Genomic DNA, 16,137 nt, shown 5'->3' on the forward strand with positions numbered 1-16,137 from the left:
GTGTTGATAATGGAAGTAAAACAAAATGATTCGATGACAGATCAGCAACTGATGCAGATAGCCAGTAAAGCCTTATCCGCGTATCCGCAACTGGCTGACGGTGAGCTTTCGCTGATTTGTCGTTCTGAGAATGCCACCTTTCTGCTGACAGTGGCGGGCCAGCGCTATGCCCTGCGGTTACACCGTGCCGATTATCATGATAAAGCAGATATTGTCAGCGAGTTACTGTGGCTGGATGCCCTCAGAGACAGTGGTATTGAGGTGCCGGAGGCGGTCTGTGACGGGCAGGGTGAGCGGGTACAGACCATCAGCACCCCTGATGGCAGTGTGCGTCATGTGGTGATCTTTTACTGGATGGCCGGTGAAATGCCGACCACCAATGTTGATCCGGCCGCATTCCGTGCCCTCGGTGAGGTCACTGCCGGGCTGCATCAGCACAGCCGCCAGTGGCAGCGTCCGGAGGGATTCCGTCGTATCTGCTGGGATCACGATAGCATGGTGGGAGAGCACGGACACTGGGGGCGCTGGCAGGATGCTCCGCGGCTGGCCGCCAGTGATCATCCGCTTATTTTTCAGGCGCTGGACAAAATTAACCATCGCCTGACGGCCTATGGTCAGCAGCAACAGCGTTACGGACTGATCCATGCGGATTTACGTCTGACTAACCTGCTGCATCATCAGGGCCAGACCAGAATTATTGATTTTGATGACTGTGGTTTTGGCTGGTATATGCATGATCTGGCTGCAGCCATCAGTTTTTGTGAGCATCACCCGCGGGCCGCAGACTGGATTGATAACTGGCTGACGGGTTATGAAAAAAGCGGCCATATCAGTGACCAGGATATGGCGATCCTGCCTGATCTTCTGATGCAGCGCCGCCTGCAGTTAAGTGCCTGGATGGGATCTCATGCCAGAACAGAAATGGCCCGCGGACTGGAACAACACTGGTCAGCAGACACTGTCCGCCTGTGTCGCCGTTATCTGGAAACGGATCGCTGGCCGGTGGGGCAGTAATGCACCAGCTCAGTGCGCTGTGCCGTGACGGGGAACGCTGAACCGCCGGGGCTGCCGCAATACGGGGTTTTTACGCTGGTATGTAAATTGCATCACCTGCGATAGTTCAGAATATATCGGGGGGATCATGGAACAGCCAGTTGCGCTTTTACAGCAGAGTTCGCAGGCCGTTTGCGGTTTAATCAGCGGCAACCGCGGAGTACTGGCCGCCGCGGCCACCGGTCTAAGTGATTTTATTTGCGGGCAGGGCGGCGATGCAGACAGAATTTTCGGGCTGAGTGGTGTGGATCCGGAGTTACTGGGCAGCCCGACCCTCAGTCTCGGGCTGGTGAATTATTGCCGCGTACTGGAAGAAGCTGCCCGTCACTCTGCCAGTGACAATTTTGGTTTGCATTATGGCCGCCAGTTTAAACCTCAGGCACTGGGACTGATTGGCTATATTGGCCTCTGCTCGCCGACACTGGATATTGCCCTGCACAATGTGGTTCAGGCATTTCCCAGCCATCAGCACGATACTCTGGTCCGGCGGGTAGATAAGGGGGATCACTGGCGGCTGGATTATCAGGTACGCCACGGGGCTATTCTGTGCCGCCGTCAGGATGCAGAACTGACGATGGGGATGTTTATGAATCTTATCCGCCATTCCGCCGGCCAGCACTGGGCCCCGCGTGAAGTCCATTTCGAACACTCCCGCCCTGAAAACTGGCACGAGCACTGCAAAATATTTGATGCGCCGGTCTATTTTGACCAGCCTTATAATTCATTACTGATTGCTAAACGTGACCTGCAACGCAGCATGCCGGATAACGATCCTATGTTACTGATGGTTATGCAGGATGCTTTGCAACGCCTGAATCTGACCCGTGAAAGTCAGGGGCTGACCGGAAAAGTTCGTGCGGCTATCCATCTGTTACTCAGCAACGGAGAACCGGCACTGGAAACCGTCGCGGAGAATCTTGGTCTGTCTGCCTGGACTTTACAACGCAGGTTACGGGAGCACAATGTGAGTTTCTCTGTGCTGGTGGATAATGTACGCAGCGAACTGGCGACCCATTATCTGCAACAGAAATCCCTGTCCGTATCGGCGATGGCGATGTTGCTGGGGTATTCTGAAGTGAGTGCTTTTTCCCGCGCCTGCCGGCGCTGGTTTGGTATCAGTCCCCGTCAGTGGCGCCGCCAGGAAAACCTGACGGCGGAAAGTCAGTGATTTCAGGGCGCCGGTAATTCCAGTTTACTGTAGCCCAGTCCGTTCACCTTGATCACTTTAATCTGCAGCGGAATACGCTCTTTCATGGCCTCGACATGGCTGATGACTCCGATGATTTTTCCGCTGGCATTGAGGCTGTCCAGTGCATCCAGCGCTATATCCAGGCTGCCCGTGTCCAGGGTGCCGAAGCCTTCGTCAAGGAACAGCGACTCAATACGGTTTTTGTCACTGACGAGATCCGATAAGGCCAGTGCCAGTGCCAGGCTGACCAGAAAACTCTCCCCGCCGGACAGGGTACGGGTATCCCGCTGATTATCGGCCTGCCAGGTATCAATCACCGATAGCTCCAGGGCATCGGATGCCTGACGCTGTAACAGATAACGGCCATGTAAACGTGCCAGTTGCTGGTTAGCCAGCCAGACCAGATGATCCAGTGTCAGTCCCTGGGCAAAGCGGCGGAACAGTGAGCCGGTGGCTGAGCCTATCAGACGATTAAGCTGATCCCAGTCGGCCAGCAACCGTTGTTGCTCATGGATCTGAGTCAGCAACTGCTGTTGTTGCTGACGGTAACGGTCATCGGCCTGTAACTGCTGACGGATTTCCCCCTGCTGATGCAGATTATCTTTTAACTGTTGCTGCAATTGCTGTTGCCGCTGGCTGAGAAGATCGCCATCGTCATGGCTGTCCGCCGGGCGCTGTTGCCGGTGTTGTGTCAGTGCCTCCGTGGCCTGCCGGAGCAGAATGTCAGTCTGGCTGAGGGCCTGTTCCCGTTGCTGCAACTGGCTGCGTAACTCACTGGCCTGCTCACTGTCCAGTAAGGCATCGGTAAATGCCTGCTGGCTGTCGAACCCTTGCTGTTGCAAAGCCGCAGAGAACTGTTGCTGACAGTGTTCAGTCTGTTCCCTGAGTTGCCGGACCTGCAGTTCCAGCTGGTGATGCTGACCGGTTATCTGACTCAGCTGATTCTCTGTCTGCTGCCATTGTTGCTGCAGGGTGCGGGTTTGTTGCTGCTGATGCTGAACCTGTTGCTGCAGTGTCTGGCGGGCCTGTTCCGTCTCCTGATCGCCAAATAATTCTCTGCGCTGTTTCCTGAGGGTGGTCAGCTGTGATAACTGCAGGACCAGTAGCTGCTGTGCCTCTTTCAGTAACTGCTGTTGCCCGTTAATTTCCTGTTGCAGGCTGTCCAGTGCCGTTGTCAGACGGATATGTTCCGGCTCACTGTCGCGGAGTTGCTTTTCGTTTTCCTGCCAGTCACGCCACAATGCCTGTTGTTGTGTAAACCACCGGGCCGCAGCGCTGGCATCATCGGGCAGGGTTAGCTGATAGTGGCTGAGGTCGGTACGTAATTGTCCGGCCAGCGACTCCGCCTGTTGACCGGCCAGCTGACTGCGGGACTGGTGCTCCGTGGCCGTCTGCCGGCTGTTATCTAATTGCTGTCCCAGCAGTCCGGATTGTTGCTGATGCGCCTGTCGTTTTTCTTTACTCTGGTAGAGAGCATCCCGCGCCTGCTGGCTGGCGGTTGCTGCCTTTTCACGTTGTTGTAAACGCTGACGGGCCTGTGATTCACCGTGTTCAGCGGCCTGAATATACGCCTCCAGGGCTGCACTATCGCTGAGATCACAGTCCAGTTGCGCCGTTTGTGTCAGTTGCTGCCACTGTGTCTGCAGAGCTGCCAGCTGGCCGGTCAGTTTTTCTGTGTCGTGGTTTAATTGCTGTCCGCGATCCGCGGCCTGGGCTAACCGGGCTTTACACCCGGTTCCCTGTTCCCGTAGTTCGGCGACAAGGTTTTCCAGCCGGCGTTTCTGTTGCAGGTTTTCATCCGGTTGCAGCTGGCTGTACTGCTCTGCTGCCGGATGGGCAGATGATCCGCACAGGGGACAGGGCTGCCCCTCTTCCAGTTGCTGACGCAGTGCTGACAGATTAATAATTTTTGCTTCCAGCTCACACAGCGTTGTGATGGCCTGTAATTGTTTTGTCTGTTCTGTGAATGACTGTCGGCAGCGGACCAGGGTCTGTTCATCCTGGCTGATTTGTTGCTGCAGGGCTGCCTGTTCAGCCTGCAGGCGAGTAAGTTGCTGCTGCACAGGCGCTGCGCCGGAGGCCAGCCGTAATAACTGCTGGTGGCGGGCACGTTGTGTCTGATATTGCTCCAGTGTCTGGCGCAGTTGCTGGCTGGTGATATCGTTTTCCAGGTGTGCCTGCAGGGTTTCACAGCGCTGTAGTTCGGCGGCAGCCGCAGTGGCGGCCTGCTCCAGCGGCGCGGCATTACGGTTCAGGGCTGTCAGGGCTGTCTGCTGCTCTGTTATCCGCTGTTGCAAAACAGACAATTGCTGTTCTGCCTGGCGGGCACTCTGTTGTTGTTGCTGCCACTGGGTCTGCTGGTGCTGCCAGACGGACAGAGAAGGGCCATATCCGGCAATCTTCAGATGTTGTTCACGCCAGCTCAGCCACTGGCTTCGCCGGGCTGTCAGCACCTGCAATTGGTGCTGCCCGGCAGTATGCTGCTGCTCAGACTGTGCCAGCGTCTGTTGCTGGTGCATAAGCTGCTGTTGTGTGGTATCGGATAACTGTTGCTGTGCAGTGATTTTCTGGTCGAGAGGGATCACCTGTCCGGTCAGCAGGCTCTCCAGTTGTTGCTGTTGTTGTTGCAGTTTCTCCAGCCCGGATTCGCTGTTTTCATGCTGGCGGTGTGCCTGTTGCTGAGCGGCTTCGGCCTGCTGCCGTCGGGCAGCGGATACCTGCAAAGCTTCCGTCTGTTGCTGTTGTTGTTGCAGATAACGCTGCAGTTGTTGCCAGTTATCCCGGATTTTTTCGGCCGGTTGATTGTCAGCCAGCCGTTGCCGTATCGGCTCTGCCTGTTGCCATAAACGGCTGGTTTCCTGATGCTGCTGTTCGCGTTGTTGTTGCTGGCTGACCAGTGACTGATCCTGCTGTAGCCAGTGCTGTGCCTGGCTGATACGCTGGCTGTCTTGCTGTAATTGCAGTTCACTCTGTTGCAGCAATGTCTGCTGTTCAGTGATCTGCCGGCGGGTCTCTTCATCCAGCAAGACGACGCCGGAGACCCCGGCCTGCAGGGTATCAAGTTGCTGTCGCAGCTGTTTATGTTTTTCAAATACCGTCTGAGATATCTGTCCGTAAATTTCGGTGCCGGTCAGCTCTTCAAGCAACTCGGCTCTGTCTGCTGAAGGGGCATTCAGGAAGGCGGCAAACTGCCCCTGGGATAACATCATTGAGCGGGTAAAACGCTGAAAGTTCAGTCCGGACAGTTGCTCCGTCAGCCGCAATTTGTCCTGAATTTTATCAGCAACAATGACGTTATCGCTGCAACGGGCCAGTTCGACACGCGGTGGCTGCAGCTTACCGTTATGCTGTCCGCGGGCACGGTTCTGGCTCCAGAAGGCTCGCCAGGCTTCACCTTTAATTTCGAATTCGACTTCCGCCAGACATTCACTGGTACCCCGTGTCATCAGCTCGTTTTGTGCCGGGGTAATACTGCCGAGGCGCGGGGTCTGGTGATATAACGCCAGACAAATGGCATCCAGCAGGGTGGTTTTACCCGCCCCCGTATCACCGGTAATGGCAAACAGTCCGTTACCGGCGAAGGGCGGCTGCCGGAAATCGATAGTCCACTCGCCACGCAGAGCATTGAGGTTTTTAAAACGCAGAGTCAGTATTTTCATCAGCAGTCCGGCTCCTGTCCGGTATGTTGCAGCTGTTCCAGTGTCTGACGGTAGAGGGTCATCAGCCGCAATTGATCCTGCTGCGACAATTGTTCCTCTGCCGCCAGGCGGCGCTGAAATACCTCTTCGGGGGTCAGTTCATTCAGGGTTTCATTATTTATCCGGCGGATCCCGGCAACGGAACGGTCGCGACTGCGCCGGAGTAACAGCACTTCTGCCGGCAGCCCGTCGGTGATAGCTTCAATACGCTGTTGCAGGTCACTCAGGTATTCCTGCTGTGTCACTTCAATATCCAGCCACACTGGCCGGCCATTACTGTCAGCGGTTAACGTGTGCAGCTGCCGTTCTATCTCTTCCAGTGAACCTTTCACTGTTTTCATCTGCTGAAAGCACGGGATCGGCAGGGGGGTGACCGTTAATGGCTGACCCTCGCCGCATTCCACCAGGCAAACACTTTTTTCATCAGCCGGTTCATCAAAGCTCAGGGCTATCGGCGAACCACTGTAGCGAATATGAGCCTGACCAGCGACCTGTTGAGGGCGATGAATATGCCCCAGGGCGATATAATCGGCCGGCGGAAAGGCCGATGCGGGGAAAGCATCCAGGGTACCGATATAGATATCCCGTACCGAATCACTGCTGCTGGTGCCCAGCGCTGTCAGGTGGCCGGTGGCAATAATAGGTAATGCTGGCAGGCCCAGAGAGGTACGTAGATCCAGGGCCGCCCGGTAGCATTGCTGATAATGATCAGTTATGGCCTGCAACAGATTTTGCTGTTTCTGGTGACTGTCCAGCCCTGCCTGACTGAGCTGGATATCCCGTGGCCGTAAATAAGGGATTGCACACAGGATAGCTGCAGGCTGTTGCCGGGCATTTTTAAGAATAACCAGCTGCTGATCAACCTCTTTTCCGGCGCTGGCGATGACCCGGGTATTCAGGCAGGCCAGCAGTTCCCTTGACTCATTGAGCATAGCGACCGAATCATGATTCCCGGCCAGAATCACCAGCTGGCAGCCGGTTTGCTGCAAAGCCACCACAAAATGGTTATATAGCTCACGTGCATAACTGGGCGGGGAGCCGGTATCGAAAATATCTCCGGCAACAATCAGTGCGTCCACCTGATGCTGAGTAATTTGCTGTAATAACCAGTCAAGAAAAGACTGATGCTCAAAAGCCCGGCTACGGGTATAAAAAAACTGGCCCAGATGCCAGTCAGAGGTATGGATAATCTTCATAATACTCCCGGTTTCACCCTGCTGACGGCAGTATACCCTGTTGTCAGTCGCGAGATAAAAAAAGCGTTACCCTGGCCAGTGGCCGGGCCGGAAACGGCAGATAACCAGGGTAATTGTATTATCTCGCTAAACTAATAAAGACAGTAATAGTTAATGTTTATTATCAGTCAGTCGGAAAATAAGCTGGCATTTATTCATAAAACTGTCATAAAACTGTCTCATAATGAGGCCGCAACTTCGGAAATGCCCGGAGATATCCGCTGGAGAAACAATGGCTAAACGCATTCTGGTCGTAGAAGATGAAGCTCCTATCCGCGAAATGTTATGTTTCGTGCTGGAGCAGAATGATTATCATCCTGTCGAAGCTGAAGATTATGACAGTGCAGTTAAAAAACTGATTGAACCCTGGCCGGATTTAATTCTGCTGGACTGGATGTTGCCGGGAGGCAGCGGAATTCAGCTTATCCGCTACCTGAAAAAAGAGGCCATGACCCGCGATATTCCGGTGGTAATGCTGACAGCGAAAGGAGAAGAGGAAGACCGGGTGCGCGGGCTGGATGCCGGCGCTGATGATTATATGACTAAGCCATTTTCCCCGAAAGAATTGATCGCCAGAATCAAAGCCGTTATCCGGCGTATTTCACCGATGGCCGATGATGAGTTAATTAATATCCGGGGGCTGACACTCGATCCGACATCTCACCGGGTTATGTCCGGCGAAACTCCGGTAGAAATGGGGCCGACGGAGTATAAATTACTGCACTTTTTTATGACCCATGCGGAACGGGTATATAGCAGGGAGCAGCTGCTTAACCATGTGTGGGGAACCAACGTGTATGTGGAAGACCGGACAGTTGATGTCCATATCCGGCGACTGCGTAAAGCCCTCGAAGTGACCGGCCATGAGCGTATGGTACAGACAGTCCGTGGGACAGGATACCGGTTCTCTGCCCGTTACTGAATGGAGTGTGACTCGTGCTGGACAAACTTTCGTGGCGCACTCTGATCCTTGAGTTTTTGCTGGCCTGTGTGGCGGGTGCAGTTGCCGGCCTGCTGACAGGGCAACTGGCCTGGGGCCTGCTACTGGCGGTGGTAATATTACTTTTCTGGCATTTTTTCCAGCTGATGCGGCTGTCTCACTGGCTGTGGGTTGACAGAACCCTGACTCCGCCGACCGGGAAAGGCAGCTGGGAACCATTGTTCCATGGCCTTTATCTGATGCAGGCGCGTAACCGGCGGCGGCGCAGTGAACTGAGAAATCTGATCAAACGTTTTCGCAGTGGTGCTGAATCTCTGCCAGATGCACTGGTGATGACCACCGAAGAGGGTAATATTTTCTGGTGTAACGGGCTGGCGCAGCAACATCTCGGCCTGCGCTGGCCGGAAGACAATGGCCAGAACATTCTTAACCTGTTGCGTTACCCTGAATTTTCGCGTTATCTGCAGACCAAAGCCTTTGATATGCCCTTCACCCAGCAGCTGAACAACGGTCACCATATGGAGTTCAGAATTATGCCTTATAGTGAAGGACAGTGGCTGATCAGTGCCCGCGATATGACCCAGATGCGTCAGCTGGAGAATATGCGGCGTCACTTTTTTGCTAATGTCAGCCACGAGCTGCGTACCCCGCTGACGGTCATCCAGGGCTATCTGGAAATGATGGAAGATAAGCAACTGAACGAACAGATGTACCATAAAGCAGTCGTTACTATGCAGGAACAGTCACGGCGTATGGAAGGCCTGGTCAGGCAGTTAATGACCCTGACAAAAATAGAAGCAGCGCCGGTACTGAATATGAAAGAGGTGATTGATGTCCCTGCCATGTTGCATATGCTGCAGCAGGAAGCGGAGACACTGAGTCATGGCCGGCAGCGGGTACATTTTTCTATTGATGAAAGCCTGAAAGTATTTGGCAATGATGAACAGCTGCGCAGCGCCATATCGAATCTGATCTATAACGCTATCAGCCATACTCCCGAAAATACCGGTATTGAAATTATCTGGAAGCGCAGTACCGGCGGGGCGGTTTTTTCCGTCTCCGATAATGGTCCGGGCATCCCGGCAGAGCATATCCCCCGGCTGACAGAGCGTTTTTACCGGGTGGATAAAGCACGGTCGCGTAATACCGGCGGCAGCGGACTGGGGCTGGCAATAGTCAAACATGCGCTGGGTCATCACGGCACACGGTTATCAATTACCAGTGACCCCGGCCGTTGTACCTGTTTTAGTTTCTCCCTGCCTGCCCGGTTAGTTGTTAACGCGGACAGTATGGCCACTGACAGTTGACATTGACGACATGCCACTGAGGTGGCATGTTTTACGCGGTTTCCCGGACAAACCGACCGACTTTATCGTGGTATTTTGTATGAGCCTGCCAGCACGGGTACCAGTACACCGACGCCCGCGGATGAAAAATATTCAGGGGTGATGAGTTTTATTCAATTGATGACGGTACCTTGCCATGGGATTCTGAACTTAATATAGCCATCCAGATGGCTTTTTTAGGGTAACTTTCCGCCAATTGCCGGAACCAGGAGAATAATTATGCAAAGAGATCACGCCCCTTTTCGTGCCGATATTGCAGGCAGCTTTTTGCGCCCTGAGTCGATAAAACAGGCACGGGCACAATTTTCAGCAGGAACCCTGGATGCCGAAGCATTACGTCAGGCAGAAGATGCCGCGATCCTTGAAGTGGTACAGAAGCAGCAGGCTGCCGGATTACAGGTCGTAACCGACGGTGAGTTTCGCCGGGCCTGGTGGCATTTTGATTTCTTTGAAGGACTGGAAGGCGTCGAAGCCTTTGAAGCCGACCAGGGTATTCAGTTTAACGGGGTGGAAACCAAAGCCCGCGGGGTACGTGTGACGGGTAAACTGGGCTTTAAACAGCATCCGATGCTGGAGGATTTCCGATACCTGCAAAGTATTGCCGGTGACTCCGTTGCTAAAATGACTATTCCCAGTCCGAGTGTGTTGCACTTTCGTGGCGGCCGTCGCTATATCGATGAACAGGTGTATCCTGATTTAACAGAATATTTTGATGATTTAGCCACCACCTGGCGGGATGCTATCCGCGCCTTTTATGATGCCGGCTGCCGTTATCTGCAGCTTGATGATACGGTCTGGGCTTACCTCTGTTCGGAAGAACAGAAAGCACAGGTCCGTGCCCGCGGTGAGGATCCGGAGCTGCTGGCGGCGACCTATGCCGGTGTACTGAATAAAGCGCTGATCGGTAAACCTTATGATTTGACCGTTGCGTTGCATATCTGCCGGGGTAACTTTCGTTCGACCTGGATCTCTGAAGGCGGGTATGAACCTGTGGCAGAGGTTTTATTCGGTCAGGTGAATGTTGATGCTTTTTTCCTGGAATATGATAACCAGCGTTCCGGAGGCTTTGAACCACTAAGGTTTATTAAACCCGGTCATCAGCAGGCAGTGTTAGGCCTGATTACCACTAAAAATGGCACACCGGAAGATCCCCGGCAAGTGAAAGCCCGTATAGCAGAAGCGGCCCGCTATCTCAGTCTCGATCAGATTTGTCTCAGCCCGCAATGCGGATTTGCCTCCACTGAAGAAGGCAATACTCTGACAGAAGACGAACAATGGCAAAAAGTCCGTAGTGTGGTAAAGATTGCCGGCGAAGTCTGGTGATCTTACCGCAATATAATGCACAAAAGGCGCAACTGCGGCGCCTTTTGTGTATCAGCCATAGAATAAATGCATATATTTGTCGGAAAGAGAACAAATAATAAACATATCATCGTCCTGAACCTGCGGGTAATCCCGTCATATTCACTGCTTTTCATTTTATATATGACATATCCTACTAGTTTACTGATCTGATATTGCCTTTCTTCCCTATAAAAGTTTTACTTATGGGCGTTGTCATTCACTTCCGGTGAAAAAAAATAATCCTAATTTCACCCGTTACCGGTGATTTGCGCCCTCACGGGGCTGAGAGCTGTGGTGAACTGCTGTTCACGGAATAATGATGATCAAACCCAACTTCCAGGTATTTTCAGCACATGATGTGCAGAGTAATTTATGACTAAAAGTTTAACTTCTAAAGATATCCTTGCGCTGGGCTTTATGACATTTGCCCTGTTTGTCGGCGCAGGTAATATTATTTTCCCGCCTATGGTGGGTATTCAGGCCGGAGAACATGTCTGGACCGCAGCGATTGGTTTTCTGATTACCGCAGTAGGGCTCCCGGTACTGACCGTGGTTGCTCTCGCCAGAGTCGGTGGCGGGATTGATGCTCTGAGTTCACCGATCGGTAAGGCTGCCGGACTGGTACTGGCGACCGTATGTTATCTGGCCGTGGGGCCGCTATTTGCGACACCACGTACTGCGACTGTGTCCTTCGAAATCGGTATTGCTCCGCTGGCCGGTGACGGGGCGCTTCCGCTGCTGATTTACAGCCTGATCTATTTCGCGCTGGTGATTCTGATTTCTCTCTATCCCGGAAAACTGCTCGATACCGTCGGTCATTTTCTTGCTCCTCTGAAAATTATTGCTCTGGCAGTTTTAGGTATTGCGGCGATTCTCTGGCCGGCTGGCGGAGAAATTTCGGCAGTGGAAAGCTATCAGCAGGGTGCATTTTCTAACGGGTTCGTTAATGGTTACCTGACCATGGACACACTGGGCGCGCTGGTATTTGGTATCGTTATTGTTAATGCCGCCCGTTCACGTGGTGTTGAAGACAAAGGACTGCTGACCCGTTATACGGTACTGGCGGGTGTTATTGCCGGAATCGGTCTGACGCTGGTCTATCTGTGCCTGTTTAAACTGGGTTCAGGCAGCGGGCATCTGGTGGCACAGAATGCGAATGGCGCTGCTATTCTGCATGCTTATGTACAGCAGACTTTTGGTGGCGCTGGCAGTCTGTTCCTTGGCGCTCTGATTTTTGTTGCCTGTATGGTTACTGCGGTCGGTCTGACCTGTGCCTGTGCTGAATTCTTCGCCCGGTTATTGCCATTATCCTATCGTGCGCTGGTTTTTATCCTGGGACTGTTCTCTATGCTGGTTTCCAACCTCGGACTCAGTCACCTGATCCAGTTATCTATTCCGGTACTGACGGCGATTTATCCGCCATGTATCGTGCTGGTACTGCTGAGCTTTACCCTGCGCTGGTGGAATAACAGCAGCCGGATTATTGCACCGGCAATGACGGTCAGTCTGGTGTTTGGTATGATTGATGCGCTGAAAGGCAGTCAGTTTAAAGACTTACTGCCGGGATTCTGTCAGAATCTGCCGTTAGCCGATCAGGGATTATCCTGGCTGCCACCGACAGTGGTAATTGTGTTGCTCTGTGCGATTATTGACCGAATGAAAGGAAGCCGGCAGGCAGAAGTTCGCCAGTAACCACAGAAATTAACGAGTAAACCACGGGCCTGCCCGTGGTTTTTCTTTTTACAGGTACGGGTTGTTATGCAAAATAAAAATAAGCTCAGCCGCGGGCTGACCACCAGACACATTCGTTTTATGGCGTTAGGCTCGGCCATCGGAACCGGATTATTTTATGGCTCAGCGGATGCGATCAGAATGGCGGGGCCGAGTGTCTTGCTGGCCTATGTGATTGGCGGCGCGGTGGCCTATCTTATTATGCGGGCACTGGGTGAAATGTCGGTGAATAATCCGAACGCCGGTTCTTTCTCCCGCTATGCCCGTGATTATCTTGGCCCTATGGCCGGGTATATCACTGGCTGGACCTATTGTTTTGAAATCCTGATTGTCGCGATAGCCGATGTCACCGCATTCGGGGTGTATATGGGCGTATGGTTCCCTGAGGTACCGCACTGGATTTGGGTACTGAGTGTGGTGCTGATTATCGGGGCGATTAATATTATGAGCGTGAAGGTGTTCGGCGAAGTCGAATTCTGGTTCTCGTTTTTTAAAGTCGCCACCATTATTATCATGATCCTTGCCGGTCTCGGCATGATTATCTGGGGGATTGGTAACGGCGGACAGCCGACCGGTATCAGTAACCTGTGGAGCCATGGCGGATTTTTTGCCCACGGCGTTACCGGTATGCTGCTGTCATTGCAGATGGTGATGTTTGCCTACGGCGGGATAGAGATTATCGGTATTACCGCAGGTGAAGCAGATAAACCGGAGAAGTCGATTCCGCAAGCGATCAACTCGGTACCCTGGCGTATTCTGGTGTTCTATGTCGGCACACTGTTCGTGATTATGTCAATTTATCCGTGGGATCAGGTCGGGACTAACGGCAGCCCGTTTGTACTGACATTTCAGCATTTAGGCATTGCTGCTGCCGCATCATTACTTAATTTTGTGGTGATTACCGCCTCTTTATCGGCGATTAACAGTGATATTTTCGGTGTTGGCCGAATGCTGCACGGTATGGCCGAACACGGTGATGCGCCTAAAGTCTTCCTGTCAGTTTCCAAACGCGGAACGCCCTGGCTGACTGTGGTTGTGATGATGGTGGCACTGTTAATCGCGGTACTGCTTAATTATCTGATGCCGGAAAAAGTCTTCCTGGTGATTGCTTCACTGGCAACGTTCGCCACTGTCTGGGTATGGATCATGATCCTGTTATCACAGATTGGTTTCCGCAAAAAAATAGGTCACCAGGGTGCCGAAAAACTGCGCTTCCCGTTACCCGGTGGTCCGCTGATGTCAGTACTGGGGATCCTGTTTCTGACGTTTATCATTGCAATGATTGGCTACTTCCCGGACACACGGTTGTCATTGTATGTCGGGGCTGGCTGGGTGGTTTTATTGCTGCTGGGCTATCGTTTTGTGAAAAAAGGGACCGCAGGAGCAGAACAGGCATAATCACAGGACCGGCCCGCTTCCCCGCGGGCCGGTCTGCCGGTCTGTCAGGATGATATGTCCTGGCGATGTGCAGCGGTTTCTGCGGTCACGACAGCAGCCAGCTGGCTGCCCAATGAGCGCACATCGCTGCCGGTAGGGCTTTGATGTACCCGCAGGCCAAACACCGGCAGTGCCGCGTAGATATAGTCAAAAATATCACTCTGAATTTGTTCGTATTCAGTCCAGACGGTGGTATTGGTAAACGCGTAAATTTCGATCGGCAAGCCGTTTTCAGTCGGTGCCAGCTGACGAACCATCAGCGTCATCCCCTGATGGATTTTAGGGTGGATACGCAGCCAGTTCTCCAGCCAGATCCTGAACGTTCCCACATTGGTCAGTGCCCGGTAATTGAGCGGAGACTGGCTGTCTTTGGCATTTTCGGCATTCCATTCAGACACTTCTTCCCGCATTTTGTCCAGATAAGGCACCAGCAGCCGGGCTTTACTGAGCTGATCAGCTTCCTGCGCGGACAAAAAGTGGATACTGGTCGTATCAATATTAATGCTGCGTTTTATCCGCCGCCCGCCGGACTCAGACATTCCTCGCCAGTTTTTAAAAGAGTCAGAGATCAGGGCATAGGCCGGAATAGTGACAATCGTATTATCCCAGTTACGGACTTTAACGGTGGTCAGATTGATATCGATTACTGCACCGTCCGCACCATATTTAGGCATGTCCAGCCAGTCATTCAGTTTCAGCATATCGTTTGCTGCCAGCTGGATGCCGGCCACCAGTCCGAGGATCGGATCTTTAAAGACCAGCATTAATACGGCGGTCATGGCACCCAGCCCTGTCAGCAAGACCCCCGGTGATTTACCCAGCAGTACCGAAATCATCAGAATACTTATCAGGATAGCAGTCACCAGTTTGACGCTTTGCAGAATTCCCCGCAATGGCAGCTGGCGTGCCAGCATACTGTTGGCAGAAACGTGCTGAATAAAATCCAGCAGCGAAAACCCAATCAGCATGGCAAACAGAATGGTCCAGAGTTCCCCGACGGTCATCAGGGTATTGAACACGGCCGTATTATTGTCGAGCATGATTTGAGTCAGCAACTGGAATAATATTCCTTGTATCATCCAGGCGACACGGTGAAATAACTGGTTACGTAACAGAGCCTTTGGCCACTGGTGGGGGCTTTTTTCTGCCCGGTATTTAAATACCGGCAGCAGGCATTTGTGCAGTATCAGATGAATAATCAGTGAAATAAAAATAATCGCCACTATGACTGCAACCACCGCGAATGTATTGGTGTAGTGCGTCAGTCCTAACGCCAGAAGCCAGTCGGTAATTTGTTGTTGCATAAGTCTCCCTGTGTTTATGTTATCTCATCAGGGTAAGCTTAAAGCCTCCGGCGACAGAGTGCGAATAACAAAACCCGATATCGACGGGGAATACATTTCTTTACTCTCAGTTGGGGGGGGAGGGGCAGAGGATGACGGGGGAAGGAACAGATAAAAAATAACCCGCCGGAGCGGGTTATCAGCCTGCGGTATTACAGTTTACCGGCGTTGGCTGTCAGATATTTAGCGACGCCTTCCGGGGATGCGCCCATACCTTCCTGGCCTTTTTCCCACTGTGCAGGACATACTTCGCCATGCTCTTCGTGGAATTGCAGCGCATCAACCATACGCAGCATTTCGTCGACGTTACGGCCTAATGGCAGATCGTTAACTACCTGATGGCGAACTACACCGTCTTTGTCGATCAGGAATGAACCACGCAGTGCAACACCTGCATCCGGATGTTCGATGCCGTAAGCCTGCTGGATTTCACGTTTGATGTCCGCAACCATGGCATATTTTACCGGGCCGATACCGCCATCGTTGATAGGGGTGTTACGCCATGCGTTATGCACAAATTCAGAGTCGAAGGAAACACCAACCACTTCCACACCACGTTTCTGGAACTCAGCATAACGTTTGTCGAACGCGATCAATTCGGAAGGACAGACAAAGGTGAAGTCCATTGGCCAGAAGAACAGCACCACAGGTTTACCTGCAGTGTGTTTTTTAAAGTTGAAATTTTCAACAATTTCACCATTGCCCAGTACGGCAGCAGCCGTAAAGTCAGGGGCCTGACGGGTAACCAGTACCATAATCACTCCAATCGCTTAGGGGTTAAAAAAACTGGCGTAGCAGAGCAGCCAGCTCTCGCAAAAATT

General features: G+C 52.6%; 11 protein-coding genes. 7 read left to right on the plus strand and 4 right to left on the minus strand.

Features of this window, described 5'->3' with window-relative positions; all coding sequences use genetic code 11:
- Positions 1-9: 9 nt before the first annotated feature.
- Complete coding sequence (locus tag JK216_RS05085) at positions 10-1,014, plus strand: phosphotransferase (protein WP_212707894.1); 1,005 nt, start codon at positions 10-12, stop codon at positions 1,012-1,014.
- 127 nt (positions 1,015-1,141) lie between these two features.
- On the plus strand, positions 1,142-2,221 hold the full coding sequence (locus tag JK216_RS05090; RefSeq protein ID WP_212707895.1) for an AraC family transcriptional regulator: 1,080 nt from the start codon (positions 1,142-1,144) through the stop codon (positions 2,219-2,221).
- Positions 2,222-2,223: 2 nt separating this feature from the next.
- On the opposite strand, the gene JK216_RS05095 is transcribed toward JK216_RS05090, so the two are convergent.
- Together JK216_RS05095 and sbcD are read right to left on the minus strand one after the other, a co-directional pair.
- Positions 2,224-5,901 (minus strand): AAA family ATPase, encoded by a 3,678-nt coding sequence (locus JK216_RS05095; RefSeq protein WP_212711066.1) that lies wholly within the window; start codon positions 5,899-5,901, stop codon positions 2,224-2,226.
- Complete coding sequence (sbcD, locus tag JK216_RS05100; RefSeq protein ID WP_212710688.1) at positions 5,901-7,136, minus strand: exonuclease subunit SbcD; 1,236 nt, start codon at positions 7,134-7,136, stop codon at positions 5,901-5,903. Before sbcD ends, JK216_RS05095 begins: the two co-directional genes overlap by 1 nt.
- Positions 7,137-7,407: 271 nt before the next feature.
- Here sbcD and phoB point away from each other — a divergent pair, with 271 nt between their 5' ends.
- The 5 genes from phoB to proY all read left to right on the plus strand — a co-directional run bounded on the left by phoB (position 7,408) and on the right by proY (position 13,934).
- Complete coding sequence (gene phoB / locus JK216_RS05105; RefSeq protein WP_212707898.1) at positions 7,408-8,097, plus strand: phosphate response regulator transcription factor PhoB; 690 nt, start codon at positions 7,408-7,410, stop codon at positions 8,095-8,097.
- A gap of 14 nt (positions 8,098-8,111) precedes the next feature.
- A complete protein-coding gene (phoR, locus tag JK216_RS05110) occupies positions 8,112-9,422 on the plus strand; it encodes a phosphate regulon sensor histidine kinase PhoR (protein ID WP_212710687.1) in 1,311 nt (436 codons plus the stop codon).
- A gap of 258 nt (positions 9,423-9,680) precedes the next feature.
- Positions 9,681-10,784 carry a cobalamin-independent methionine synthase II family protein gene (locus JK216_RS05115; RefSeq protein WP_212710686.1) on the plus strand — a complete coding sequence of 368 codons (1,104 nt, stop codon included), beginning with the start codon at positions 9,681-9,683 and terminating at the stop codon, positions 10,782-10,784.
- A gap of 393 nt (positions 10,785-11,177) precedes the next feature.
- Positions 11,178-12,497: a branched-chain amino acid transport system II carrier protein gene (gene brnQ, locus JK216_RS05120; protein ID WP_212711067.1), complete on the plus strand. Its 1,320-nt coding sequence runs from the start codon at positions 11,178-11,180 to the stop codon at positions 12,495-12,497.
- Positions 12,498-12,563: 66 nt separating this feature from the next.
- A complete protein-coding gene (gene proY / locus JK216_RS05125; protein WP_212711068.1) occupies positions 12,564-13,934 on the plus strand; it encodes a proline-specific permease ProY in 1,371 nt (456 codons plus the stop codon).
- Positions 13,935-13,978: 44 nt separating this feature from the next.
- On the opposite strand, the gene JK216_RS05130 is transcribed toward proY, so the two are convergent.
- On the minus strand, positions 13,979-15,277 hold the full coding sequence (locus JK216_RS05130) for a mechanosensitive ion channel domain-containing protein (protein ID WP_212707903.1): 1,299 nt from the start codon (positions 15,275-15,277) through the stop codon (positions 13,979-13,981).
- 191 nt (positions 15,278-15,468) lie between these two features.
- Positions 15,469-16,071: a peroxiredoxin C gene (locus JK216_RS05135; protein ID WP_212707904.1), complete on the minus strand. Its 603-nt coding sequence runs from the start codon at positions 16,069-16,071 to the stop codon at positions 15,469-15,471.
- Between the last annotated feature and the right edge of the window lie 66 nt (positions 16,072-16,137).

It is taken from the genome of Tatumella sp. JGM94 (genome assembly GCF_018257595.1).
GTDB classification, from domain to species: domain Bacteria; phylum Pseudomonadota; class Gammaproteobacteria; order Enterobacterales; family Enterobacteriaceae; genus Tatumella; species Tatumella punctata.